This is a genomic window from Serratia surfactantfaciens (assembly GCF_001642805.2).
In the GTDB taxonomy this organism is placed as follows: Bacteria; Pseudomonadota; Gammaproteobacteria; order Enterobacterales; family Enterobacteriaceae; genus Serratia; species Serratia surfactantfaciens.
Genome location: NZ_CP016948.1, coordinates 293,121 through 318,171 on the forward strand (window position 1 = coordinate 293,121; position 25,051 = coordinate 318,171).

Here is a 25,051-nt window from a genome sequence, read left to right on the forward strand (position 1 = left end):
CCATGGCCGCCTGGGCCCTTTTGATCGTCGGTTGGTTGCTGATTTGGCAGGATTACCCGATTCTCGGCGCGCTGTGCATCGCGCTGTTTGCCCTGCTGCAGTGGACGAAATACGCCGCTAAAGGCGCGCAACAACCCGAGGGGCAGGCCGCTGAGTGGCGCAAGACCGACTGGCGTTCGCAACCGATTGAGATGGCGCACGCCGGTGACAGCGACCGGCAGATCGGCGGCGTAGGGGAGCTGGGCATGGGCGGCCCCAACTTTTGGACGCTGCTGCTGCGCGACGGAGCGATTGTGCAGGGCGCCTGTGCGGCGCCGCAGGACGTGGATGATGGCAAGCTGCGCCTGATCCCGACCCGCAGCCGCGAGGGTGAGGGGCTGACGGTATACGAACCCGCCGCCCGGGCGATGTACGCGCTGCCTGCGCTGACCGATCGCGAACAGAAAGCCTTGGCCGCCGGTGCCGCTGAGGCGCTGGTGCGGCTGCGGGCGAGGTGTCGGCAGGTGGAGGCTACGCCGTTGCATCCGGTGCGTGGCCTGTGGGTGCCGCAGTGGGTGGAGGATCCGGCGGATCGTCTGGAGATCGCCTTGCCCAGCGGCCGCACGCTGGCGGCGCGTTCGCGGTTACCGGCGGATCTGCGCCAGGCGGACGATCCCGCCGCGCTGCTGCACGCGCCGCCTTATGAGCTGTTGTTGGATAACCGGCCGACCGATCTCTTGGTACGCGATCTCGAACGCGTGACGGAATCCCCGACGGGCGACGGCTTGAGCGTCGGCGGCTGCCAGTTCCGCGGCGAGCAGATCGTTGACGGTCTGTACCATCTGTATTTTGCCGGCGAGTGGTTCAGCCTACTCTCTTACGCGCATAAACCGGCGGGCGGGCGCGGGGCGGACACCACCTTTTTCGTCGAGCGGGTAGAGCCGCAGGATGGCGGGGTGTTCGTGATTGAATGGGATGCCTACAGCGTGGGGCCGGACGGGCGCGAGCCGCGCGTGGCGGCTCCGCCGGTTCTGGTTGTCGCGGTAAGCTGGCAGGACGCGCCACTGCAGCTGCCCACGGCCAATAACCGCATGACCGTGCGCTTGCCCAACGCCACGACATGATGCTTAAGGCAGCACCCTGACTTCGCCGTTCTGCAGGGTCAGCACGGCGATCGGGCTGCCGGAGAAGCATTCCCTGAACGTCCAACCGCTGGGCCGAAACGCCGCCGCTGGCAGCCCGGCTTGCCACTCCTCCCACTGCACGGCCGGCTGATCCGGCGGCAAAAAGAAGGTGACCAGCCAACCGGCTTCGCAGCGCACCGTTTGGCCGCTCGGGCGGGTAAAGGTATGCGCGCTCGCCAGCTCCATCACCGGCGGTAAAACCTCGAAGGCGACGATCGGCACGCCGGCCACGTTTTGCGGCTGAGGGAAGCGCACTGCGGTGACACCGTTCATCGTAACGGGGCTGTTTTCGCTGCCGGGCAGGCGCGGATCCTGCCGGTTTACCCAGCTTCCTTTTGGCAGCGCGATCTCACCAAACGGCCTGGCCTCGTCGAGCGTCAGGTAGCTGCGTTGGTTCCAACGATCTTCAGCTCGTTGGCTTTTGATATCCTGGATGAGGGTGCCGATCAGCGCCAGCATGCATGCCACCGGGTACACCGCCAGCGCCGAGGCGAGCAGATAGCCGCCCCAGGAGAGCGGCGGACGCGGGCGGCCGCAGCGGGCGGCGACGTAGCGCCAGCCCCACCAGGCGATCAGGATGCCGGCGAGCAGCAAGGCCAACAACAGCGCCAGCAGCCCCGCGACGCCGGCGCCATAACCTAACAGCATGGCAAGTTCCTCATGTTCACGGCGTGGTGGCGCGGTAGCGAACGAAGTAAGGCAGCGCCGGGGTATCCCGGGCGTCGTCGTAGTGGCTTTCCGGTTCGACCACGGTCTGGCGTGCGTCGTCGCGCCCGTTGTAGCGATACTCCAACGGTTGCCGGTAGCGCACGTCGGATGAGCGCAGATCGAAAATCAGCGAGAGACGCGCATCGCCGTTATCCGTTTGGGCAACCAGCTTGTCGTTGCCCGCCCACAGCTGATACAGCGATTTATCGCCATTTTCCAGCAGCGCCGTCAGCTGCCCATCGGGCTGATAGCGCAGGAGCTGATACAGCCCTCTGTCCAGCGTCTGCGCGATCAGGTAGATGCCGCCATCCGGGGCCTGCGCGCTTTCGTTCACGCGCACCAGTAGCCAATGCCATTCAGTCATCTCGCCGGTTTTGCCGTTAACGGCGATGTGCAACGCGCCGGATCCGAGCACCGGGTTCATCCAGAACAGCACGCGATCTCCATCAACGGCGGTAAAGATCTCGGGCATGGATTTGCGAGCAGCTTTGCCGAAACGCGTCGATGACTCTTCCTCGCCGCGCTCAAAGCCCAGCAGCTGCCGCTCGTCCAGCAGTGCCGGCAGATTCAGCGTCTGTCGCCAATGGGCGCCGAAGTCCGGGCTGTAGAAAATGCCCTCGGTACTGATGAAATACAGCGCGCGTTTTCCCGGCAGCGCCACCAGTTTGCCGCCGATCAAGGACGGGAGATTGTCATCGCCTTCCGCCCAGGGGAGCAGCGGCCCGATGGTGCCCCGCTGCACATCGACCAGCCGGCGCCCCTTGGACAGAAAAAGCACGCACTCTTGCGCGCTGCAAACCGCATCGTGGATCGACTCGTCGAGCTCCCCCAGCATTTGCAATCCCTTTGGGCCGACGAACAGCACCTGGCTGAGGTAGTTGGCCGCCCAGCCGTAAAAGCTGTTGTAGGCGCTGGTCTCACTTCTTTTGCTGGTGAGCAGCAGAGCGCCGTCCTGTGCCGGGTAGCTGTGGATGAGATCGTAGCGGGCTATCGTCGGCAACGCCTCGTCGCCCTGGGTCCATTGCCACTGTGCGTAGCGTTGCTCAGGAGCGAGGAAATAAAAGCCCAGCGCGCTGGCCAAAAACAGCGTCAGGATGAGAAGAGGTCTTTTATAAAGCGCTAACGTCATCATTTCAGCTCCGTCACCTGTTCCTGCCGCCATAGCCTGCGGCGCAGAGTGCGCAGGTATTTGAACGTCTTAAACGTGCGGTGCTGGTCAAAAGCGTAGAGGCGGCAGATCTGGGCGAAGCCCTCGATCAGCAGCGCCAGGCCGCTGACCATCAGCATCATCAGCAGCAGAATCGGCGGCAATTCGCTGCCGAGGCGCTTCAGGGTCCAGGCATCCAGGTGAAAGCCGGCAGGGGTATCGGCGTTATCCCACACTATCAGGGCGAGCATAATGCACATCATGATCGCGCCGAGAATGAAGACGGCGCGTGCGCACAGGTTAAGGCCGGCTTCGGTGAAGTAGCGATTGCTGCCGATGAGATAGGTCTGGCGGTCGCGGTGATTGATGATTCCACGCACCTTGGGCAACTCGGGAATGACGTCATTCTCGCAGTACAACACCTGCAGCGGGTCGCCTTTGGCGATGAAAAGCGGATGTTGCCGACGAAATACCGGATGCAGTTTGGTATTGGGGACGTTGAGCGCGCGGGTCGTCAACGCGAAGTGCGTATCCTTCTGACGCCACGCATAAGTGTCCAAATACTGTACCTGCCGCGGGAGCTCATATTGGCAGAGTTCGTAGCTCAGGGCGTTGACCGTCTCGATGCCGGAGGCCTCGACGCCGTTCGGAAGGGGAGGCGCGGTCTGCAGCGGTGCGGTCGTCGGCACGGTGTCTGCGCGGGCGGCCCGGTATTTGATGCCGGGGATTTTCAGGCTGAGTGAGCCGGGCGGCGTGACGTCTTGCCCCTGCAGCACGCGATCCAGCGCCCTGAGCAGGCGCCTGCGGCCGCGGTGCCCGATCAGCAGCAGCTCTGAACCGACGAACAACACCATGCCGACACCGATAAGACCGGCGATGATGGCGATAAAGAACAGGACGATGGTCAGCCAGGAGTCTTCCCGGTCCATGATGAAAAAGCCCGCCGGGAAACCGCCGGCCAGCACGATGCCCAGCAGCAGCAGGGCAAAGTATTTCAGCTTGTATTTCAGCGTTCTGTCGGGCTCCAGCCGGCCTTTCGTGCCGTGCAGCAGCCAGTGCAGCCAGTAGCTGCCGTCCCGCAGGCGGTGAGCGCCGATCTTCACCCGATCGCCGGCGGCGAGCGTGGCCAGCAGGTTTTCGCTGTCGCTGAAGTCGTCGCGGTAAAAAAAGAACGTTTGGCCGGAAGCGATGAGCCTCACCAGGTTGTCGGGCGCCGTCTGTTGGCAGGCGCATTGCTCGACGGTCACATGAAAAAATTGGGTTTGCATGTCATTCCCTGTCAGCGGGCGTGGCCCGAAAATTCATCCCTGGCGCCGGGTATTCAGCGCTTTTTCATCAACGGCAGCATGCGCACCAGCGCATTGTCCTTGACGATGTAGTGGTGGAACAGCGCGGCGGCGGCATGCAGGCCGATCAGCCAGTAGCCGAATGACGCCAGCGTTTTGTGCCAGCCGATAATCATCCGCGCCTGCGGCCGATCGGCCACCTCGGCGAACGGCATCGGCAGGCCGAACAGGTACCACTCCTTGCCACCCAGATAGCGCGAATACACTCCCAGCACCGGTAGCGTCAACAGCAGCAGGTAAATCAGGGTATGCGTCAGATGCGCCAGGCCGGTTTGCCACTTCGGCGGCTTGGGCGTGATAGCGGGAGTGGCGTGACGCCAGCGCAGGAACAGGCGGGCGATCATCAGCGCAAACACCGTCACGCCGCAGCTGAAGTGGGTGACGACCAGCACGTACCACGGCGCGCTGCCCGGCTCGGCAAAGCCCCGCAGCTCGATGGCGGCGCAGGTGATGACCAGCAGGATCGCCACCAGCCAGTGCAGGCGGATTTGCCACGGCATGTAGGTGTTTGGCACCGGGTTACCTTCTGATGTTAAAGGGTCTGTACGCCGATGGTAACGAAATGTTACAGGCGAGGAAAGCGCCTGCATGCAGTTTAAGCAAAATGCCAGGGGGATAGGCTTATTAAGCTATGAATTTAATGGGTTAAGTGCCTGGCGACAGGGGAGACAGTTAGCATCGTAAGTTGTGAAGTTAATGCGCGGTAGGTTCAGAGGCTGGCAGCTTATTAAGCGATGAGACGGGGGGCGCCGCAGCCCCGCTGCGGCGCCCTGGGGTCAGTTTAATTTGGCCTTGGCGAAATCGCTGCCGTTCACGTCCACCACATAGCCGCTCAGGTTGCTGCGGGTGGCGTAGAACACCTTGCCGGTGGCCAACGGCAGCCACGGCGCCTGTTTGGCGAAGATCACCTGCGCCTGTTGATACAGCTTGGCGCGCGCCTGCGGCTGGTTTTCCTGGATCGCCTGCTGGATCAGTTTGTCGTAATCCTTATCGCACCAGCGCGCCACGTTGGCGCCGCTCTGCACGCCGGCGCAGCCGAGCAGGGTGGCGAAGTTATCCGGATCGCCGTTGTCCGACACCCAACCGTAAAGCGCGCTCTGCTGTTCACCTTTGCGCAGCCCGGCCAGATACTGGCCCCACTCCCAGGTGACGATCTTGGCCTTCACGCCCACCTTCGCCCAGTCGCTCTGAATCATCTCGGCGATGCGCTTCGAGTTCGGGTTGTAGGGGCGCTGTACCGGCATCGACCAGATGTCGGTCTCAAAGCCCTGCTCCAGCCCGGCCTGCTTCAGCAGTTCGCGCGCCTTCTGCGGATCGTAGGCGTACTCCGGCAGTTTATCGTTGTAGCCCAGCATGCCCGGCGGCAGCAGCGAATTGGCCGGGGTGCCGCTGTCTTTGAACACGGCGGCGACGATCGCTTTCTTGTCTACCGCGTAGCTCAGCGCCTGGCGCACCAGCAGGTTGTCGAACGGTTTTTTCTGGGTGTTGAACGCCAGATAGCCGACGTTCAGCCCGGTAATATCGTGCAGCTGCAGGTTACTGTCGGCCTTGATGGCGGCGAATTGTTCCGGCAGCGGTGCCGGGATGATCTGGCATTCGTTGGTTTTCAGCTTGGCCAGCCGGGTTTGCGGATCCGGCGTAATGGAGAAGATCAGGTGCTTGCTGGCCACTTCGCCCTGCCAGTAGTGCGGGTTGGCGATGTAGCGGATCAGCGAATCCTGCTTGTACTGCTGCAGCGCGAACGGCCCGGTGCCGATCGGCCAGTTGTCGACGTATTCCGGCGTGCCCTTTTTCAACATCGCGTCGGCGTACTCGGCGGACAGGATCGAGGCGAAATCCATCGCCCAATCGGCGACGAAGGCGGCGTTGGGCTGGCTCAGCGTGAAGCGCACGTGATGCTCGTCCACCGCTTCCACCTTGGTGATCAGTTTATCCAGCCCCATGTCGGTGAAGTATTCATAGTTGCCGCCGGAAACCTTGTGGTAGGGGTTAGCGGGATCCTTCTGCCGCATTACGGTGAACACCACGTCTTCGGCATTGAAGTCGCGCGTTGGGGTGAAGTATTTGTTGCTGTTGAATTTCACCCCCTGGCGCAGGGTGAAGGTGTAGGTCTTGCCGTCTGGGCTGACACTCCACTCGGTGGCCAGCGAAGGAGCGGGCGTTTTATCGCTTTCACGCAGCGTTACCAGCCGGTTGTACAGCACCTGTGAGGTGGCGATAAAGGTCGGCCCGGAGCTGGAAAGCTGTGGGTTGAACGATTCCGGCGAGGCGACGGTGCAGTACACCAGCGCATCGGAAGCGGCCAGCGCGCCGCCCGCCGACAACAGGCCGCAGCCGGCCAGCGCCAATCCGGCGATAGGGTGTTTTAAAAACGTCAAGGCAAGATCCTCAGGTGGAATGGGCCGTTACCGGCGAATTGATTTAACTATAGATAACGGATGGCGAGACGGGGAACAAGCCTCTCATCTGCGCATTCTGTGCGCCCCGCATTGCTTGCCTTTACGGCGTAGATCTACACTGCGGGACAATCACTCACTCGCAAGGATTTCCCGATGAGCCACTTTCGCCCTGTCGCCCTCGAACACGCCAGCCGCCTGCTGAACCACGGGCCGACGGTCTTGATCACCAGTCGCAGCCGCGACGGCGCCAAACGCAACGTGATGGCCGCCGCCTGGTCGATGCCGGTGGAGTTCAGCCCACCGCGCATCGCCATCGTGGTCGATAAAGGCGCACACAGTCGGCAGATGATCGAAGAGAGCGGCGCATTCGGTATTTGCGTGCCGGCGGCGATGTTCATCGACGCCACCTACGCGGTCGGCAGCGTGTCCGGGCTGGACGACGACAAGTTCTCCCGCTTCCACATCGCCGCAGCGCCGAGCGCCACGCTGCAGGTGCCGCTGATCGAACAGGGCTGCGTGGCGTGGCTGGAGTGTCGGTTGCTGCCGGAAAGCGGCGCGCAGGAAAAATACGACACCTGTTTCGGTGAGGTGCTGAGCGCGGCGGCGGACGAACGGGTATTCCAACAGGGGCGCTGGCACTTCACCGCCGCCAATGCGGATCTGCACACCATTCATCATCTGGGGGCGGGCAATTTCGTGCGCAGCGGCGAGACGCTGCGGGCCAAACCGCTTTAATCGGCCTTGCGCCTGCGGTCAGCATCATAGCGCTCGCGGGCGGCGTCCAGCTCGGGGAAATGGTATTCCGCCCACTTATCCAGCGCCGCCAGCGTCTCGACCAGCGAGCAGGCGACGGCGCTGAGCCGGTATTCCACATGCGACTGATTCTTTTCACTTAAATCCAGCCGTTCGAGCAGCCCATTGCGTTCCAATTGACGCAGCGTTTGTGTCAGCACCTTCTGCGAAATGCCGTCGATGCGGCGCAGCAGCTCGCCGTTGCGCATCGGGCGTTGTGCCAGCGCAGGCAGGATCAGCATCACCCACTTGCCGGAAATCAGCGCCAGCGCATCGCGCGCGGAACACTTGCTCGAATAGACGTCGCCGGGATAAGCCATTGGGGGTTACCTTCAGGTGCGTAATTGCCAAGGGGGTGAGAAAGCCACAGCATAACAGCACCACCTTACAACGGGAGAAACAGGATGAACGTGCTGATTGTGCTGGCTCACCCCGAGCCGCATTCTTTCAATGCTCATTTGGCTGAACAGGCGCGGCAGGCCTGGCTGACGCAGGGGCACCAGGTGAAGACGGTCGATCTGTATCAGGAGGGGTTTGATCCGCGCGAGGGCGCCGGCCACTACCCCAGCAGAAAGCAGGCGGACAGATTTGATGCGATGCAGGAGCAGCGCCATCACTGGACGATCCAGGCGCTGCCGGCGGAGATCCGGCGACATATCGAGCTGCTGCGCTGGGCGGATACGCTGGTACTGCAGTTTCCTTTCTGGTGGTTCGGCGCGCCGGCCATCATCAAGGGCTGGATGGATCGGGTGTTCGTTTACGGCGGGATCTACGACAGCCGCCACCGCCATGAGAACGGCGTGATGCGCGGCAAGCGGGCGCTGCTGACCGTCACCGCCGGCGCTTCCGCTCAGGCCTGTGCGCCGGACGGGCGTGACGGCGATATGCGGCTGATGCTGTGGCCAATCATGCATGCGCTGCACTATATCGGCTTTAGCGTGCTGGAGCCGTTCCTGGTCTATGGCGTGCGCGGCGGGTTGACGGACGAGGCTCTGCAGGCGCAGAACGCCGCTTTGGTGCAGGTGACGCAGGCGTATCGGGACGGTTTGAACGCGTTTCCCGCCTGGCCGGCGGTGCCGTTCAACCGCAATGAGGATTTTGACGCCGATCTGGCGCTGAAACCCGATGCGCCGGTCTACAGCCCGTTCGTGCGGCACCGCGATCCGGATTAAAACCCGGCCTTCAGCAGCTCCTCGCGCAAATCGTCGATAATCGCCGGTTCGATGTCGGGGAACTGCTGCTGAATATCGGCGATGGCTTCGGCAACGCTGGGGCCGGCGAAGGTGCCGGAGAAGGGCAGCAGCGGCAGATTGGCGTCGCTGTCCGGCAGTTCACCGCGGATCGTGCCGGTGATCATGCCCGCTTTTTTTTCCGCCGTGAGGTCGTACTCTCCCACGTTTTTGTCGATCGGTTTCATTGGCCACCTCGCTGTCGGTGAGTGTTTTGCCCTGTCTGTTAAAGCATAGTGTTTCAGGCAATGAATACCAATCAATGTATATAATATTAATATAAAACAATAAGATGACTCTCTCCTGCCGTTTGACGTTCGCGGGCGTTCAGCGCTATGCTCGTGGCGCTGAAGGAACCTTCCTCACTGACAGGGATAGACGATATGAAAAGACTGAAAAGCGCGGCGCTGTTGCTGCCGCTGTTGGCGCTCAGCGCCTGCACCCAGCATCTCAGCAGCGCCGAGCTGCATGCCAAGCACTACATTTATCAAACCCGCGACGACTTCGAGCCGGGGTTCCGCACCGACGTGAACGGCAGCATTAAAAACGCCGTGCCGATGTTCGAACAATTCTACCAAATGGGGAAAAAGGATCGCGCGGCGGGCGTGGCGCGCAGTGAAGCGCAGAAAAAAGCCGACTATCTGGCCAGCCCGGAATTCCAGCAGAACATGGAACACAAAACCATCTTCATCAACCGCGCCTACAGCGGCTCCGACAATCCTAAACGCCGTCAGGTGCTCTCGCAGGAGGCGGTAGGCGCCTATTGGGACGGCTACGAAGGGCGCTGAACATAATCCCTCACAAATAGAAGGTAATAAAAACTGGTCTTCTGGCGGTTATTTGATTATAAAAACCGCCGCTAAGGACGATGTTCATAGATGAAACCAGGAGTGTTTATGTTGGCAAAAGTTAAGCGTTCGTTCGCCGCCGCCGTCGTATTGATGTTGGCGTTACCCGCGGTTCAGGCCGCGGATTACCGTGCGGGCGAGCAATACACCCGGCTGGATAAGCCGGTGGCCACCGCGCCGGCGGTGGTGGAATTTTTCTCCTTCTACTGCGGCCCTTGCTATCAGTTCGCCGAAACCTATCGCGTAGGCAGCACTGTCGCGCAGGCGCTGCCCGCCGGCGAGAAGCTGACCAAATATCACGTCAGCCTGATGGGCAAACTGGGCAATGAGCTGACCGAGGCCTGGGCGGTGGCGACGGTGCTGGGCGTGGAAGACAAGATTGAAGGGCCGATGTTCGAAGCGGTGCAGAAACAGCGCGCCGTCAACGGCGCCGAGGATATTCAGCGGGTGTTCACGGCGGCCGGCATCGATGCCGCCACCTACGAAAACGCGCGCCACAGCCTGCTGGTCAAAGGATTGATCGCCAAGCAGAACGAAGCGGTGAAAGCGTTCGAGGTGCGCGGCACCCCGTCGTTCTACGTGGCAGGCAAATACAAGATAGACAATGCCGGCATGGCCAGCACCAGCGTTGAAGGCTACGCCAAAGAGTATGCGGCGGTGGTGCGTTACCTGTTGGACAAACAGCCGTAAACTGGGCCGCCTGGGCCCGGTGTTAGCCGCCGGGTCTATTTCGCCGCGGGCAAATCCAACGCCTGACGCAGCTCGTCGCGCGCTTGCCGATACTGTTGCTGGAAATCCTGCTGCTGTGAAAGCTGCTGGCTGATCACGCTGCCGGCGATGCGGCCCATCTCGATATCGGAAGGGTAGTGAATGCCCGCCACTACCCGGTTGTCGCCGTATTGCCAGGCGCGCGTCATGATGGCGGCGCGCTTCTCCGGCACCATGTTGGCCAGGGTAATGCCCATCAGCGTGCCCAGCGTGGTGTGGCCGGAAGGCCAGGAGCCGGAGCTGGAGCGTTTGACGATCGGCTCGATGCGGCTGTCCAGCATATGCGGGCGCGGGCGCTTCCAGAAATCTTTCGCCGGATCGACCACCGCCGCTTCGGTAGCGACGATGCGATCGAAGAAGGCGCTCACGGCCGGCAACGCCTGGGCGTTGAACTTCGGCCCTATCACGTTGCTGTACACCCAAACGTTCTCTTCCGCATCCGCTTTGGCCTGGCTGGCCATCTCCGGCGTGCGTTTCTGTTGCATGTCGAGCACTTCCCGCAGTTCGCGCTGGGTCTGAGCCGAGTCGTTGGCCGGCGGCGGCGGCAGAATGTGGGTCAGATCCACCTGCTGCGCGGTGGTGAACGGTTGGGCTTCCTCTGCCGCCTGCGCGTGGAACGCGGCCAGCGCGCTGGCGGTAAACAAGCACAGCGCCAAAGCGGATTTTTGCAATGATTTCATCGGATCAGGTCCAGGGTGTCAAAGTGAAGGGAACAGCAGCCTTGTATCTTTGATGAGGGTTGTGATGATGCGATGACGGTTTCGTGGCGAATTGATGACAACGCGCCCGGTGAATTGTGATCGCGGCGCCAAATCCCCCGTTGATCATTGATTGTGTGTTAACGGATTGTTATGGTGTTTTTCTGTTCAACGGCGCAGCGCTGCTGCTGTTCGAAGGGAGAGATCATGACGGCATTGGCAACGCTCCGGGACGCCGGCTTCGAAGAGTGGCTGGGGAAAATCAACACCGCCTGCGGCAGGTTCTGCGCGAAAACGCTGGGGCCGGGCTTCAGCGGAGCGATGCAGGAATTCCGCGCCCATGCGCTGCGTCTGAGCGTGGTCGATGTGTCCCAGGCCCGGCTGTACCGCACGCCGCGCGAGATCGCCCGCAGCGACGGCGCGCACTTTTTTACCGTTTTCCAGCTGCGCGGCAGTGCGTTGATGGAGCAGGGCGACCGCCAGACGGTGCTCTCTCCCGGCGATATGACGCTGATTGACGCCTCACAGCCCAGCAGTTTCACCTTCCAGCGCGATTCGCGCCAAATTTCTCTGCTGTTGCCGCGCGGCTGCCTGCCGTTGCCGCCGCCGTGCGCGCGGCGTCTGGGGGCGGAGCTCAGCGCGGTGCGTCTCAGCCGCCAACTGGTGCTGAGCAGCATGCAGGATCCGCTGCTCGCCGCGGCGGAAAGCGAGGCGGTGCTGAATGCATTGGCGGCGCTGCTGCGTCCGGCGCTGGCGCTCGAACAGGCGCGGCCGGAGGGGCCTCCGTCGGTTTTCGACAAGGCGTTGGCATTGATCGACAGGCATATCCAGTCGGCGCAGCTGCGCCCGGAATGGGTGGCGGCCGAGTTGGGAGTCTCGTTGCGCAGCCTGTATCGGCTGTTCGCCCGACAGGGGCTGGTGGTGGCGCAGTACATCAGGAACCGCCGGCTGGATCTGTGTGCGCAGGCGCTGCGCAGCGCCGCCGGTCAGGAGAAGTTGGCTGGCATCGGCCTCGACTGGGGCTTCACCGATCACAGCCATTTCTCGACCGCTTTCAAGCAGCGCTTTGGCATGTCGCCGAGCGAATACCGCCGGCAATATCAATAAGTCTGGGCGCGGGGCAGGCCCGCGCCGCTTCACTCAATAGCGGATGCAGACCGATTTCGATTCGGTGTAGGCATCCAGCCAATCCGGGCCGAAATCGCGGCCGCTGCCCGACTGTTTAAACCCGCCGAACGGCATGTTCGGATCGATCAGCGTATGGGTGTTGACCCACACGGTGCCGGCCTGAATGCGCGGCGTCAGCGCCATCGCTTTCTGCAGGCTGGTGGTCCACAGGCTGGCGGTCAGCCCGAAGTCGGTGTCGTTGGCCTTGCTCAGCGCCTCTTCGGCGCTCGCCACCCGGATCAGGTTGACCACCGGGCCAAACACTTCTTCGCGCGTCAGGTTCAACCGATCGTCCGGGTTGATCACCAGCGTCGGCGGAATGTAGAAGCCGTTGGCGTCCGGCCCGGCCGCGCCGCCGATGAGCTCGGCGTTTTTCGCCCGGGCGTCGTCCAGGTAGGCCGCCACCTTGTTGCGGTGCGCAAGCGACACCAGCGGGTTGATTTGCGCGCCGGCATCCATCCCCGGCCCGACCGACAGCGATTTCACCGCCTGTTCAAAACCGGCTACCAGCTGGTCGTAAATCGGCGCTTCGATATAAATCCGCGAGCTGGCGGCGCACACCTGCCCCTGGTTGAGGAAGCTGCCGAGCATCAGGCCTTCGATCACCTGCTGCGGATCGGCGTCTTTCAGTACGATAGCCGGGTTTTTGCCGCCCAACTCCAGCGTCACGCGGGTCAGGCGATCCGCCGCAGCGCGCGCAATGCTTTTGCCGACCGGCGTGGAACCGGTAAAGCTGACTTTGGCGATCAGCGGATGTTCGGTCAGCGCCTTGCCGCACACGGTGCCGCGGCCGGTGACCACGTTGAACACGCCCGGCGGCACGCCGGCTTCGCTCGCCAGCTCGGCCATGCGCAGCAGGGTGAGCGGGGTGGTTTCCGACGGTTTGATGACGATGGAGCAGCCCGCCGCCAGCGCCGGCATCACTTTCCACATGCCGATCATCAGCGGGAAGTTCCAGGGCACGATGCCGGCGACCACGCCAATCGGCTCTTTGCGGGTATAAACCTGATATTTGGCGCCCGGCGGAATCGGAATGGACACGTCCAGCGTCTGGCCGGTGATTTTGGTCGCCAGCCCGGCGGTGTAACGCATCCAATTCAGGGTGTTGCCGACTTCTAAGCCGCGGGCGATGTTGATCGATTTGCCCTGTTCTAGGGTTTCGAGCTGCGCCAGCTCTTCGGCATGCTGCTCCACCAGATCGGCGAAGCGCAGCAGGATGCGCTCGCGTTCTACCGGCAGGCGCTGCGCCCAGACGCCTTCGCTGAAGGCTTTATGGGCGGACTGCACCGCCAGTGCGACGTCGTGTTCATTGGCGTCGGCGGTCGTGGCGATCTGCTGGCCATTGGCGGGGTTATACACCGCCAGGCGGCCTTCCGCGGCGGACGCGCGCCACTGGCCGTCGATATACAGCCCATGCTGACGATCGAGAAAACGCGATACGCTATCCAGCACGGCTACGGTATTGTCAGACATACATCCTCCGATCAGGCTCATCAGGTTAGGGTTAACCCTGAAAGTCTATATCAGCGGGAAAGCGGCGGCTTTGGTCTGCCTGACATTCGGTTTGCCCTGCGTGTCATTTTGCCGTGACGGACGAGTAAACTGCGGCCGGCGGGCGCCGGCCGAGAGGGATTACGAACTCAGCGTCGCCAGACGGGTGGCGAAACCGAGGAACAGCAGGCCGATCAGGCCATTGCCGAGCTTCGCCAGGCCTTTCTTGTGATTGAAGAAATGCGCCAGCATCGCGCCGGAGAAGATCAGCGTGCTCATGTAGATAAAGCTGACGGCTTCGAGGATCAGCGCCAGAATGGTGAACGACAGCCCGGTGTGTGCGTAGTTGAAGTCGATGAACTGCACGAAGAACGACACGTAAAACAGGATCGCTTTCGGGTTGGTCAGGCTCAGCGTCAGCGACTTGCGCAGAATGCTGTGGCCGCCTTCAATTTGCTGCTGTTGCGCCTGCGCCTTCTGCACGAAGGTGGCGTAGAGGATTTTTGCGCCGAGGAACAGCAGATAAATCGCGCCGAGAAAACGCACCAGGGTAAACAGGAACGGCGTGGTGCGGATCAGCGAAGCCACGCCGATATAGGCGCAGAAGATCAGGATCGCATCGCCGATAAACACGCCCAGTGCAGCGGTGTAGCCGGCGCGCACGCCGCGCGATACGCCGGTTTTCAGCACGTACAGCGTATTCGGCCCCGGCAGAATGATGATGAAGACCACCCCGGCCAAATAGGTCCATAAATTCAGGACGCCAAAACTCTCTAACACAATAACCTCTCCATGCGCACAACTAACAGGCAAAAACACTGGCCACGCCCGTGGCCGGCCGAGATCCTAACGCCGTGCAAGCGGGTTGGCAACGTAATAAACTTCATGTTGTTGGTTAAAAATTGTCGAAAGATTGTTGAAAACGTCGGCGCCGAATTAAAAAGCAAGAGTCGGCGTGTTTCGCTAACGGCCCGTCACTATGCTGGTTAACACCGAAACCGCAGTGAGGAACGGATGATGAAAAACTTAATCGACAGCGCCGATCCGCGCTGGCTGGCGATTGTCAGCCGCGACAAACACGCCGACGGCCGCTTTATCTACGCGGTGAAAACCACCGGCGTGTATTGCTCGCCTTCTTGCCCGTCACGCCAGCCGAATCGGCAAAACGTGGAGCTGTTCGACGACGCGGCGCAGGCGGAGGCTGCCGGCTATCGGCCGTGTAAACGCTGCCGACAGGGGCTAACGCCGCTGTCTGAGCAGCATGCGCAGCAGATCGCCGAGGCCTGCCGCTATATCGAACGAGCGGAGAAAGCGCCGTCGCTGCAGATACTGGCGCGCCACGTCGGGTTGAGCCAGTACCATTTTCACCGGCTGTTCAAGGCGATCACCGGCCTGACGCCGAAAGGCTATGCCGACGCGCAGCGCAGCCAGCGGTTGCGCTGCGGTCTTAAGCAGCAGGAGACGGTGACCGACGCGATATTCGACGCCGGCTATGGCGCCAATGGCCGCTTTTACCAGCAAGCCAACGCCGCGCTGGGCATGACACCGAAAGCCTACCGGGCGGGCGGCAAAGGCATGCGCATCCATTTCGCCGTCGGGCGCTGTTCGCTGGGCGAGATCCTGGCGGCGCAAAGCGAAGTCGGCATCTGCGCCATTTTGCTGGGGGACGATGCGCAGCAGCTGGTACAGGATCTGCAGGACAAATTCCCCAACGCCGAACTGATCGGCGGGGACGCGCAGTATGAAACGCTGATGGCGCAGGTGGTGGGCCTGATCGAAGCGCCGGAGAGCGGGCTGGCGCTGCCGCTGGATATTCGCGGCACTGCATTCCAACAGCGAGTCTGGCGGGCGCTGCAGACGATACCGGTCGGTGAAACCGTCAGCTACGCCGATATCGCCCGGCGCATCGGCGCGCCGAAGGCGGTGCGCGCAGTAGCCGGCGCCTGCGCCGCCAACATGCTGGCGGTGGCGATCCCCTGCCACCGGGTGGTGCGCAACGACGGCGCCTTGTCCGGTTATCGCTGGGGCGTCGAGCGCAAGCAAGCCTTGCTGGAAAAAGAGGCGCAGCGATGAGCGGCGCGCTGGCGGCGCGGTTGGTCGAATTGGACTGGTCGGCGATCGAACGCGAACTTGATGCGCAGGGAAGCGCGCGCCTGCCGGGCGTGCTCAGCGCCGAACTGTGCCGGCAATTGGCGGCGCTTTATCCGCATGGCGAACATTTTCGCAGCCGCATCGTCATGGCGCGTCACGGTTTTGGCCGCGGCGAGTACCAGTATTTTGCGTATCCGTTACCGCCCCCGGTGGCCGAAGCGCGCAGCCTGCTGTACGCGCGGTTGGCGCCGTTGGCCAATCGTTGGAATGCCATGCTGGGTCTGGAGACGCGTTATCCCGCCGAACACGAGGCCTACCTGGCTGAATGCCATCAGGCCGGCCAGCGGCGGCCAACGCCGCTGCTGTTGCGTTACACGGAGGGGGATTACAACTGTTTGCATCAGGATTTGTACGGCGAACGGGTGTTTCCGCTGCAGGTGGCGTTCCTGCTTTCCGCCCCCGGGCAGGACTTCACCGGCGGCGAGTTTGTGCTGACCGAACAGCGGCCGCGCATGCAGAGCCGGCCGGAGGTGGTGCCCTTGCAGCAGGGGGACGCGGTGGTGTTCGCGGTGCACCATCGGCCGGTGGCCGGGGCGAGAGGCTACTATCGGGTCAATCTGCGCCACGGCGTCAGCCGGATACGCACCGGGCAACGCCACACGCTAGGGGTGATCTTTCACGACGCGTTATAGCTTGCGCGCCAGCAGGGTGGCGAAGCGCAGCGAGATGCGGTTGCCGGCGGCATCGGTCTTGTGCAGTTGCCCGACGTCCTCGTTGTATTTGAGGATCTGCCAGTCGCGATAATAGTGCTTCAGCTCGCCCGGCTTGAAGGTGAACGGGAACGGCAGCGGGCAGGGATAATCCTCGGTATCCATCGCCGCCACGATCAGGTTATGGCCGCCGGGTACGGTGCTGTCCTGCATGTTTTGCACGATATGCGGGATCTGCTGACGCTCGAGGAACATCAACACCACGGTGGACAGGATGAAGTCATACTCGCCGCTGAAGCGGTGGATATTGAGATCCTGCACCCTGGCGCTCAGGCGGGTCAATTGCTCGGCGTCGATGATCTGGTTGAGGCGCGCTATCGACGGCGCGTGCTTGTCCCAGGCGGTGACGTCGAAGCCTTTCAGATTGAGATAGAGCGAGTTGCGCCCGCCGCCGCAGCCCAGATCCAGCGCCTTGCCCGGCGCGATGCGTGCCGCCGCCTCGATCACTTCGGAATGGGTGCGCGTCAGTTGGTATTTCTTGTGGTAGTACTCTTCCGGCGAGCAGTAAAACGCCAGCCGACAGGTCATGTCGTCTGAGAAGGAAACGATGCGATGCCACTGCTGCGGTTCGATAAACGGCGGCTGGCTTTCGGGGCTGAACTGCCAGGTCTCGGTGGTGGCGCCATCCTCGGTCATCATGGCGAACGTCAGGCTGCCGCTCAGCACGGTGAGTTTCGCCCAGGTGCCGCTCTGGGTGTTGTGGCGCTGGCGAAAGGCTTCCGGCAGCGTGTCGCTGTTCCATTCCGGCAGGGTTTTATAGCAAAGCAGCTGCTGCTCCATAGGGGGGCTCCTCTGGCTGGGCGAGCAAAGTGATTTATATGATGCATATAAAATACATCTTTATCGGTCGTTTGAACATAGCGGCCTGACGGAAAGACGCGACGAGATCTTTATACTGGATTGTGCGCGGCGGCTGGGCTAATTTCAGTGCTGTTGATGTCATTACGTTCAGGGAAAAGATGCCGATACGCCGTTTATGCCACCCGATGCCCTTCCGTTTGCTGAGCCTGGCCGCGCTGCTGGCGCTGGCGGGCTGCACCAGTAAAACCACCACCACGGCGCCGGCGGCGCGCCCTGCCGACGTCAAAGCTCAACTGATGAAACTGATCCCGGCCAACGCCGGCGACCGTCAGGGCTGGGCCACCGATATCGCCGCCGCCTTCGCCGCGCAGGACATCGAACCGAGTAATGAAAACCTGTGCTCAGTGTTGGCGGTGACCGAACAGGAATCGACGTTCCAGGCCAACCCGCAGGTGCCGGGGCTGCCGAAGATCGCCTGGAAGGAGATCGACCGCCGCGCCGATCAGATGCACATCCCGAACTTTTTGGTGCATACCGCGTTGAAGATCTCGTCGTCGAACGGCCAGAGTTACAGCGAGCGGTTGGATAAGGTGCGCACCGAGAAGGATCTGAGCGATATTTTCGATGACATGATTGACCGCGTGCCGATGGGGCAGAAGCTGTTTGGCCATTTGAACCCGGTGCATACCGGCGGCCCGATGCAGGTGAGCGTCGCCTTCGCCGAGGCGCACGCCAAAGGATACCCTTATCCGGTAGACGGCTCTATTCGCCGCGAAGTCTTCAGCCGGCGCGGCGGCATGTATTTCGGCATTATGCATTTGCTGGGATATCCGGCCGATTACAGCCGGCCGATTTATCGCTTCGCCGACTTCAACGCCGGGTGGTACGCCAGCCGCAACGCGGCGTTCCAAAATGCGGTCAGCCGGGCGAGCGCCATTCCGCTGGCGCTGGACGGCGATCTGATCGACTTCGGCAGCGACAAGCCCGGTGCCACCGAATTGGCAGTGCGCACGCTCGGCAAGCGTCTTAACATGAGCGACAGCGCCATTCGCCGGGCGTTGGAGAAAGGCGATACCGCCGGCTTCGCCGACACCGACCTGTATAAGAAAGTCTATGCGTTGGCGGGCGGCAAACTGCCGCGCGAGATGCTGCCGGGCATCCAGCTGGAAAGCCCGAAAATCACCCGCAAGCTGACCACCGCCTGGTTCGCCAAGCGGGTGGACGAACGTCGCCAGCGCTGCATGGCGCGCGCCGGCGGCGGGTAACGGCTGCGCCGTCAGAGCGAGTGAATAAAGTCGATCGCGGCTTGCGCCACCGCCTGTGGCGCATCCTCCATCAGAAAATGCCCGGCCTGGGGAAACACCTGCAACCTGGCACCGGGAATATCGCTTTGCAACCGATGAGCGTAGCTGAGCGGTTGCCACTCGTCGTCGGCTCCCCACAGGATCTGCACCGGCAGGTGCAGCGCCGGCAAGCACTCGGAAAAATCGGCGGTATAACGGGCATCGTAGTGGGCGATCTGATGCCGGTAAAACGCCGGTTGGCCGATGACGCCGACGATCGGCGTCAGATAGTGGCGTAGCAGTTCGCCCTCCATCAGCGTTTTGTCGAACACCGCCATTTTCAATTGCCGCGTCATCGCCTGTTCATGCTGTTCCGGCGCCATGACTGCATAGTGTTGATAATGGTCGCGCATGTCGCGCCAGGACGGCGAAGGCCAGGAATCGTAACTGCAGATGTCCGCGATGGTCAGCGAGCGAAAACGCGCGGCATGGCTGAAGGCCGCACGCAGCGACAGCGCGCCGCCGATGTCATGACCGAAGATGTGCGCCGTTTCCAGCTCCCAGTCATCCAGCAATGCGATCAGCAGTTCCGCCTGCGCGGCGATGGAGGTATCCGCCGTCAGCGGCCGCTCCGAGGCGCCGAACCCCAGCAGATCGTAGAGATGAACCCGAAATCCCGCCGCAATCAACGACGGCAGCAGGTGCCGCCAGACGATCGCGTGCGCTGGGGTGCCATGCACTAGCACCAGCGGTTCCCCCGCGCCGTGGACGCCGGCGGCGATGCGATGGCCGTTGATGATCCGGTGTTGGTTAAGCAGATTGGGAAAAGCATTCATGACGAATCTCCAGAGAAGGGATGTTTTTCTACCCTAACCGGCGCCTTTTCATGACGCCAATGACAAGTTATGGTGAGCTCATCCCAGTTTTGTCATGGTGGAAACATGAACCAGCGTTTGTCGATAGATGCCTTGCGTGCGCTACTGTGCGTGATTGACACCGGCAGCATGACCCGAGCGGCGCAGCAGCTTAATCTCAGCCAGTCGGCGGTCAGTTGGAAAATCAAACGGCTGGAGGCGCAACTGGGGCGCACATTGCTGGATCGCCAGGGGGCGGCATTGGCCGTCACCGCAGACGGTGAAGTGTTGGCCGAACACGGGCGGCGCATTTTGAGTGCGCACGATCGGGCGCTGGCGCATTTTGCGCCTTCAGCCCTGCAGGGCGCGGTGCGGCTCGGCGCCACGGAGCAGACGCCGTTGCCGCCGTTGGCAGCCCTGTTGGCGGCGTTCAGCGATCGGCACCCGCAGGTTGACGTGCAGTTGGTTATCGGCCAAAGCCAGTCGCTGCGCCGCGGATTGGCACAGGGAGAACTCGACCTGATCCTGCACCAGAGGTTTGACGGCCCGCATGATGAGGCCGAGACGTTGCTCGGTAGGGAACGTTTGCATTGGTGTTCGTCGCCTGGCTGGCACTATCGGCAGGGGGAATCCATCAAATTGGTGAGCTACGGACCGGACTGTTTTTATCGTAGCCTGGCGGAGCGGTTGCTGAGCACTGCTGGCATAGCCTGCAAAATAACTCTGGAATGCCCTTCAGTTACCGGGATGTTGACGGCGATTGCCGCCGGCATGGGGGTCGGCGTGCTCAATCAGCGATGCCTGGATCGGCGAGTGCGAATCGATAGAACGCTGGAACGTTTGCTGCCGCTGCCGACGGTGGTGAATGCGCTGCGTATCGGGGAGGGGCCCCGGCGTTCGCTGGCGCAAACGCTGGGGAGCGAGATCGCGGTGGCGTTGCAAACCGACACCGCTTCCTGAGAAGCGGCGCGGTAGCGCCTCAGGCACGGCGCCGTGGGTTGGTCAGGCCGAAGTTAAAGCTGTTGCAACGGTTGCAGAACTCTTTCATCACCGGCGGCGTGTCCATCATCGGCACTTTCACCTCGATAAACGCCAGCCGATCCTGCCGCGAGGCGTGTTCCAGCGCCATTTCCAGCTGTTGTGTGGTTTCCACCGCCACGCTGAACGGCTGCGCCTGGGTATTCAGCACCGCCGGCAGTTTGGCGTAGTCCCACGGGCTGATATCGTTGTAGGACGAGCTTTCGCCGAGGATATAGCGCTCGATGGTGTAGCCATCGTTGTTGATCAGAAAGATGATCGGCTTTTGATCGCAGCGCAGCAGGGTGGAGATTTCCTGGGCGGTGAGCTGGAAGGAGCCGTCGCCGATGAACAGCAGGTGTCGGCGCTCCGGGGCCGCCATCAGGGTGCCGAGCAGCGCCGGTAGGGTATAGCCGATCGAGCCCCAAATCGGTTGGTTGACCACCTTGACGCCGTCGGGCATGCGCATGCCGCCGATGGCGGCGCCCGAGGTGCCGTTTTCGACCACCACCACGTCATCCGCCCGGATGAAACGTTGGATCCGTTGCCACAGATAGGCCTGGTCGATGGGGGCGTCGCTCGGCGTCGCCAGCTTGTCACGCGGATCGGCCAGCGGCGGCAGGCGTTGCGCCGGCGCATCTTCGCTCAGCTCCAGCAGCGCCTGCAGCAGATCCGCCGTCGATACCGCCGGGTAGGAGGTGTTGTCCAGTTTCATCGAGAACGGCTGAATGTCCACCTGAGCGGCGGCGGGAATTTGCTGCGAGAAATAACCGGTGGTGGAATCCACCAGACGCACGCCGAAGCTCAGCACGCAGTCTGAGTGGGCCATGCGGTCATACAGTTCGGGGCGCGACAGGTTGCCGCTGTAGCCGCCCATCCAACCGGCGGTGTTTTCCGGGATAATGCATTTGGCGGTTGGCATATTGGTCAGGGGAATGGCAAAGCGGTGAGCGACATCGATAACCAACTTCTGTAGCCGATAACGATCCACCATTTGGTCGACCAACATGATCGGGCGCTGCGCGCGTTTTATTTTGGTTAACAGCGCCATCGCCGCTAATTGCACATTGTATTTATCGCTGGCCGGCAACTGCGGTGCCTTCGCCGCTTCGGCGACTTCAATTTCGACATCGCAAATATCTGACGGCAGCTGTAAATACACCGGTTTCTTCTCTATCCAGGCGCGGGAAATAACGCGTGGGATTTCCTGCGCGGCATTTTCCGGCGTAATCAGAGCCTGAGCGACGGTGAATTGTTTAAAGCAGTTCATGACGTTGTCGAAATTGCCGTCGCCAAGGGTATGGTGTAAGAGCTGATGATTTTTCATCGCGTGCAGCGGCGGCGTGCCAGCGATGCAGATCACCGGCGAGGATTCGGCATAGGCCCCGGCAATGCCGGACAGCGCGGCCAGATCGCCGACGCCATAGGTGACGATCAGCGCGCCGGCGCCCTTCATCCGGGCGTAGCCGTCGGCGGCGTAGGAGGCGTTCAACTCATTGCAGTTGCCGACAAACGCCAGCCGTTCATCGCTTTCCAGCAGCTCCAGCAGGCTGAGGTTATAGTCGCCGGGCACGCCGTAAATGCGATCGACGTCCAGGGCGTGCAGCTGTTGCAGAATGAATGACCCGATAGTTATTTTCATTGATTGCTCCGGATTATTTATCTTTATTTTGTCAGGCGAAAATCAGCAAAAATAAATTGCTGGCGATGTTGTGTCGTTAGCATTAACAGTTATTTAAAGTGGCGGCTTGTTCAAGATAGGGGGAGCAGGCGATGAATAGGCGGTTTGTATTCGGCGCTTTACGCGATGGCTTTATGTATAAATAGTGTGGTTATTGTGTGTCAGGGCCGAGCGGTATTTTTCATTGACGGTATATCGGCGGAAAAATGGCGGCGTAGTGGCATTTGGCATGATGCAGGACGAATGATCCGGTACTTCTGACGCCGCGTAAAATCCCATTGGGCGCTGCAGCGTGTTTTGCCTGAGAAAGAAATGCATAACCTCACGCAAGGACGCATTTTGGTGATCCGCCGCACGCTTATTTCACGAAACCATTCCGTAACTATCCAAAAACAAAAATTTAACAATGAGGTTTTTTTATTCGGGCAGGGTTGTCAGTTTTGCTTTACGGATGCCGCAATGCGCGCGGCGTCGGGCCGGGGTAAAAATGTGCCGTCACGGGCGCTAATATAACGTGGCGGCCATCACATTCCGTGCGAACTGATACGTAAACTTTTCTCTACGTGCGCGCAGATGGCGTATACCTACCAGAGAGGGCGGCGCCCCAGGGGCACTGACCGGCGGGGAGAAAGAGCGATGAAAAGCTATCGACATATTCTGGTGCTGATTCATGATGAGCATGATGGGCTGCCATTGCTGCGTCAAACGGTGGCGATGGTGCGCGGGCTGCCTGTCGCCATCACCGTCGGCCACCTTAACGCCGACTACGCGGAGCTGGAATACGGCAGCGACGCGTTGGTCAAGGATCGTCAGGCGCAGGAAGTGATCGCCGCCAAGGCGATGCTGAGCCGGCTGGTGAGCGCCGTCGATGCGCCGGTTGCGGTTAAAGAGATCGTCACCATTCGGCGCTTTAAGGACGTGAGCGATTTTATTCGCCAGGCCGGTATCGATCTGGTGGTGGTCGGGCACCAAAACCGCCTGTTCGGTCTTTACTCCTCCTATTCCCTGGAGTTTGTGAACCGTCTCGATGTCGATGTGCTGGTCAAGCACCTTGCTCGTGAGTAGCGTGCGACAAAGCGGACTTTTCCCACGGTTTTGCCGCCCGAAAGGCGATAATATGCAGCTGCCGGTGCAAGCTGTTATAAACCAAAGTGAATTTTCCGGTGCTAAGCTTAACCAAAACACAACGGGCGTTGGATAAATTAGATACAGCTTGATCTTGCCTGGGCTATCGGTAAAAATCTGCGGCCGTATTTTTACAGGAGCTTTACGATGTTTCTCAAACGGACTCTTTTGGCATGTTCTCTGGCGTTGATATTTCCTGCACTGCCTTCTTACGCTGAGGTTAGTACAGAAAGTGGCAATACCGCGCAAGCTGAGAAACCGGGTCTATGGCAGCGTTTTACCCATAACGTGGCGGAGACCTGGAACAATTCGCCTAACCACGATCTCTATATCCCGGCCATCACCTGGCACAACCGTTGGACTTACGATGATGAACATATCGATAAGTACAACGAGCGCCCGTGGGGCGCCGGTTACGGCATCTCCCGCTACGACAGCGACGGTGACTGGCACGGCATCTACATCATGGCGTTCAAGGACTCCTTCAACAAATGGGAGCCGATCGGCGGCTACGCCTACGAGAAGATCTGGCGCCCGCTGGACGACAAGGATTTCCGCCTGGGGCTGGGCTTCACCGCCAGCGTCACCGCACGCGATAACTGGAAATACATTCCTATCCCGGCGCCGCTGCCGTTGGCCTCTATCGGCTATCAGCGGCTGACGTTCCAGGCGACCTACATTCCCGGCACCTATAACAACGGTAACGTGTTCTTCGCCTGGCTGCGCTGGCAGTTCTAAACTTCCTGGATTCCGAAAAACGGCGCGGCGGCGAGATAAAAGGAACTTGTCGCCGCCGGCGGCGTCGGAAAGGTATCCCGGCGCGCTGCGCCGATCGCATGCCGTTCTTACAGGAGTTTTACCACTATGATCACCAAACATCCTTTACTGCTGGCTTTGGCGCTGTCCGCGACCCTGGCCAGCGGCGCCACCCAGGCCGCCGGTCTGATGGATTCTCTCAGCAGCGCGGCGGGCGAACTGAGCAAATCGGGCGGCGACAGCGGCGGCGGCGGCATGTCGCTCTCCTCGTTGACCGGCCTGCTGAACGGTGGCGACAAAGCGTTGAGCTCCAGCAGCATGACCAACGCCGCCGGCATCCTGCAGTACTGCGTGAAAAACAACGTGCTGTCGGCTAACGGTGCCGAAGGGGTGAAAGATCAACTGCTCAGCAAGCTGGGCATCACCAGCACTGAAAACGCCAAGAGCCAGGATTATCAGCAGGGCCTGGGCGGCTTGCTGCAGACCGGGGAAGGCAAGAGCCTGGATCTGAACAGCCTGGGTACCTCGCAGATCACCGAGAAGGTGAAACAGAAAGCCTGCGATCTGGTGCTGAAACAGGGCAAATCCTTTATTTCATGATCAGCGAATGGCGGAGCGCGCTCCGCCGTTCGTTTTTTGCATAAGCTGGAAAAATGAAAAAAACGTTGATGCTTTCCCTGCTGGCAGGGATGACGATGTTGCAGGGGTGTTCCGTGAAATCCAACGATGCGCCGCCACCGCCGCAGGTGAAACCGATCGGCATGGCGAACCCGGCTGACGTGTATTGCACCAAAATCGGCGGCAAGCTGAACGCCAAAGAGAACGCGGCGGGCCAGTATTCCACCTGCACTTTGCCGAATGGGCAGGAAATAGAAAGCTGGGAGCTGTTCCGGCGCGATCATCCGGTGAAAAAGTAA

27 protein-coding genes are annotated in these 25,051 nt (G+C 61.1%); 14 read left to right on the forward strand and 13 right to left on the reverse strand.

Features of this window, described 5'->3' with window-relative positions:
- Positions 1–2: 2 nt before the first annotated feature.
- The gene (locus ATE40_RS01340) at positions 3–1,103 is read left to right on the forward strand and encodes a hypothetical protein (protein WP_063918799.1); all 1,101 of its coding nucleotides are present in this window, start codon (positions 3–5) and stop codon (positions 1,101–1,103) included.
- Positions 1,104–1,106: 3 nt separating this feature from the next.
- On the opposite strand, the gene ATE40_RS01345 is transcribed toward ATE40_RS01340, so the two are convergent.
- From ATE40_RS01345 to ATE40_RS01365, 5 genes are all read right to left on the reverse strand, one after another.
- Positions 1,107–1,811 (reverse strand): hypothetical protein, encoded by a 705-nt coding sequence (locus tag ATE40_RS01345; RefSeq protein ID WP_063918800.1) that lies wholly within the window; start codon positions 1,809–1,811, stop codon positions 1,107–1,109.
- Between the two features lie 16 nt (positions 1,812–1,827).
- Positions 1,828–3,003 (reverse strand): hypothetical protein, encoded by a 1,176-nt coding sequence (locus tag ATE40_RS01350; protein WP_019454285.1) that lies wholly within the window; start codon positions 3,001–3,003, stop codon positions 1,828–1,830.
- Entirely contained in the window at positions 3,000–4,286 is a 1,287-nt protein-coding gene (locus ATE40_RS01355; protein WP_063918801.1) for a hypothetical protein, read from the reverse strand. The genes ATE40_RS01350 and ATE40_RS01355 overlap by 4 nt, the downstream gene beginning before the upstream one ends.
- 53 nt (positions 4,287–4,339) lie before the next feature.
- The gene (gene cybB / locus ATE40_RS01360; protein ID WP_019454283.1) at positions 4,340–4,864 is read right to left on the reverse strand and encodes a cytochrome b561; all 525 of its coding nucleotides are present in this window, start codon (positions 4,862–4,864) and stop codon (positions 4,340–4,342) included.
- Between the two features lie 276 nt (positions 4,865–5,140).
- Positions 5,141–6,742, reverse strand: a complete 1,602-nt coding sequence (locus ATE40_RS01365) for an ABC transporter substrate-binding protein (RefSeq protein ID WP_019454282.1) — start codon at positions 6,740–6,742, stop codon at positions 5,141–5,143.
- 174 nt (positions 6,743–6,916) lie between these two features.
- On the opposite strand from ATE40_RS01365, the gene ATE40_RS01370 reads away from it, so the two are divergent.
- Positions 6,917–7,498: a flavin reductase family protein gene (locus ATE40_RS01370; RefSeq protein ID WP_019454281.1), complete on the forward strand. Its 582-nt coding sequence runs from the start codon at positions 6,917–6,919 to the stop codon at positions 7,496–7,498.
- Here ATE40_RS01370 and ATE40_RS01375 read toward each other — a convergent pair.
- Entirely contained in the window at positions 7,495–7,875 is a 381-nt protein-coding gene (locus tag ATE40_RS01375) for a winged helix-turn-helix transcriptional regulator (RefSeq protein WP_063918802.1), read from the reverse strand. The two genes, ATE40_RS01370 and ATE40_RS01375, sit on opposite strands and share 4 nt — an antisense overlap.
- Before the next feature lie 84 nt (positions 7,876–7,959).
- On the opposite strand from ATE40_RS01375, the gene ATE40_RS01380 reads away from it, so the two are divergent.
- Positions 7,960–8,727 carry an NAD(P)H-dependent oxidoreductase gene (locus ATE40_RS01380; protein WP_063918803.1) on the forward strand — a complete coding sequence of 256 codons (768 nt, stop codon included), beginning with the start codon at positions 7,960–7,962 and terminating at the stop codon, positions 8,725–8,727.
- Here ATE40_RS01380 and ATE40_RS01385 read toward each other — a convergent pair.
- Entirely contained in the window at positions 8,724–8,972 is a 249-nt protein-coding gene (locus ATE40_RS01385) for a hypothetical protein (RefSeq protein ID WP_019454278.1), read from the reverse strand. The genes ATE40_RS01380 and ATE40_RS01385 overlap by 4 nt on opposite strands.
- Before the next feature lie 195 nt (positions 8,973–9,167).
- On the opposite strand from ATE40_RS01385, the gene ATE40_RS01390 reads away from it, so the two are divergent.
- Positions 9,168–9,572 carry an Exc2 family lipoprotein gene (locus ATE40_RS01390; protein ID WP_019454277.1) on the forward strand — a complete coding sequence of 135 codons (405 nt, stop codon included), beginning with the start codon at positions 9,168–9,170 and terminating at the stop codon, positions 9,570–9,572.
- A 108-nt stretch (positions 9,573–9,680) separates the two neighbouring features.
- A complete protein-coding gene (locus tag ATE40_RS01395; protein ID WP_019454276.1) occupies positions 9,681–10,322 on the forward strand; it encodes a protein disulfide oxidoreductase DsbA in 642 nt (213 codons plus the stop codon).
- A 35-nt stretch (positions 10,323–10,357) separates the two neighbouring features.
- On the opposite strand, the gene ATE40_RS01400 is transcribed toward ATE40_RS01395, so the two are convergent.
- The gene (locus ATE40_RS01400; RefSeq protein ID WP_019454275.1) at positions 10,358–11,080 is read right to left on the reverse strand and encodes an acid phosphatase; all 723 of its coding nucleotides are present in this window, start codon (positions 11,078–11,080) and stop codon (positions 10,358–10,360) included.
- 225 nt (positions 11,081–11,305) lie between these two features.
- On the opposite strand from ATE40_RS01400, the gene feaR reads away from it, so the two are divergent.
- Positions 11,306–12,205 (forward strand): transcriptional regulator FeaR, encoded by a 900-nt coding sequence (gene feaR / locus ATE40_RS01405; protein WP_019454274.1) that lies wholly within the window; start codon positions 11,306–11,308, stop codon positions 12,203–12,205.
- Between the two features lie 33 nt (positions 12,206–12,238).
- On the opposite strand, the gene ATE40_RS01410 is transcribed toward feaR, so the two are convergent.
- The gene (locus tag ATE40_RS01410; protein WP_019454273.1) at positions 12,239–13,738 is read right to left on the reverse strand and encodes an aldehyde dehydrogenase family protein; all 1,500 of its coding nucleotides are present in this window, start codon (positions 13,736–13,738) and stop codon (positions 12,239–12,241) included.
- Positions 13,739–13,897: 159 nt separating this feature from the next.
- Positions 13,898–14,536 (reverse strand): leucine efflux protein LeuE, encoded by a 639-nt coding sequence (gene leuE / locus ATE40_RS01415; protein WP_016928933.1) that lies wholly within the window; start codon positions 14,534–14,536, stop codon positions 13,898–13,900.
- A 237-nt stretch (positions 14,537–14,773) separates the two neighbouring features.
- On the opposite strand from leuE, the gene ada reads away from it, so the two are divergent.
- Complete coding sequence (ada, locus tag ATE40_RS01420) at positions 14,774–15,829, forward strand: bifunctional DNA-binding transcriptional regulator/O6-methylguanine-DNA methyltransferase Ada (RefSeq protein WP_063918804.1); 1,056 nt, start codon at positions 14,774–14,776, stop codon at positions 15,827–15,829.
- Entirely contained in the window at positions 15,826–16,539 is a 714-nt protein-coding gene (locus ATE40_RS01425) for a 2OG-Fe(II) oxygenase (protein WP_063918805.1), read from the forward strand. Before ada ends, ATE40_RS01425 begins: the two co-directional genes overlap by 4 nt.
- On the opposite strand, the gene tehB is transcribed toward ATE40_RS01425, so the two are convergent.
- Positions 16,534–17,397 (reverse strand): SAM-dependent methyltransferase TehB, encoded by an 864-nt coding sequence (gene tehB, locus ATE40_RS01430; RefSeq protein ID WP_063918806.1) that lies wholly within the window; start codon positions 17,395–17,397, stop codon positions 16,534–16,536. The genes ATE40_RS01425 and tehB overlap by 6 nt on opposite strands.
- Positions 17,398–17,576: 179 nt before the next feature.
- Here tehB and ATE40_RS01435 point away from each other — a divergent pair, with 179 nt between their 5' ends.
- On the forward strand, positions 17,577–18,683 hold the full coding sequence (locus ATE40_RS01435) for a DUF1615 domain-containing protein (RefSeq protein WP_063918807.1): 1,107 nt from the start codon (positions 17,577–17,579) through the stop codon (positions 18,681–18,683).
- A gap of 11 nt (positions 18,684–18,694) precedes the next feature.
- Here the strand turns inward: ATE40_RS01435 and ATE40_RS01440 are convergent, their stop codons facing one another.
- On the reverse strand, positions 18,695–19,537 hold the full coding sequence (locus tag ATE40_RS01440) for an alpha/beta fold hydrolase (protein ID WP_063918808.1): 843 nt from the start codon (positions 19,535–19,537) through the stop codon (positions 18,695–18,697).
- A 69-nt stretch (positions 19,538–19,606) separates the two neighbouring features.
- Between ATE40_RS01440 and ATE40_RS01445 the strand changes: the two genes are divergently transcribed.
- Positions 19,607–20,515, forward strand: coding sequence for a LysR family transcriptional regulator (locus ATE40_RS01445; protein WP_244889062.1), 909 nt, complete (start codon positions 19,607–19,609; stop codon positions 20,513–20,515).
- Between the two features lie 19 nt (positions 20,516–20,534).
- Here the strand turns inward: ATE40_RS01445 and ATE40_RS01450 are convergent, their stop codons facing one another.
- Positions 20,535–22,214 carry an alpha-keto acid decarboxylase family protein gene (locus tag ATE40_RS01450; RefSeq protein WP_063918810.1) on the reverse strand — a complete coding sequence of 560 codons (1,680 nt, stop codon included), beginning with the start codon at positions 22,212–22,214 and terminating at the stop codon, positions 20,535–20,537.
- A 675-nt stretch (positions 22,215–22,889) separates the two neighbouring features.
- Here ATE40_RS01450 and ATE40_RS01455 point away from each other — a divergent pair.
- The 4 genes from ATE40_RS01455 (at position 22,890) to ATE40_RS01470 (ending at position 25,051) form a co-directional block, all read left to right on the forward strand.
- On the forward strand, positions 22,890–23,318 hold the full coding sequence (locus ATE40_RS01455) for a universal stress protein (protein WP_019454264.1): 429 nt from the start codon (positions 22,890–22,892) through the stop codon (positions 23,316–23,318).
- A 207-nt stretch (positions 23,319–23,525) separates the two neighbouring features.
- On the forward strand, positions 23,526–24,116 hold the full coding sequence (gene pagP, locus ATE40_RS01460; protein ID WP_025160075.1) for a lipid IV(A) palmitoyltransferase PagP: 591 nt from the start codon (positions 23,526–23,528) through the stop codon (positions 24,114–24,116).
- 126 nt (positions 24,117–24,242) lie between these two features.
- Positions 24,243–24,734, forward strand: a complete 492-nt coding sequence (locus tag ATE40_RS01465; RefSeq protein ID WP_063918811.1) for a YjjA family protein — start codon at positions 24,243–24,245, stop codon at positions 24,732–24,734.
- 53 nt (positions 24,735–24,787) lie between these two features.
- On the forward strand, positions 24,788–25,051 hold the full coding sequence (locus tag ATE40_RS01470) for a putative hemolysin (RefSeq protein ID WP_019454261.1): 264 nt from the start codon (positions 24,788–24,790) through the stop codon (positions 25,049–25,051).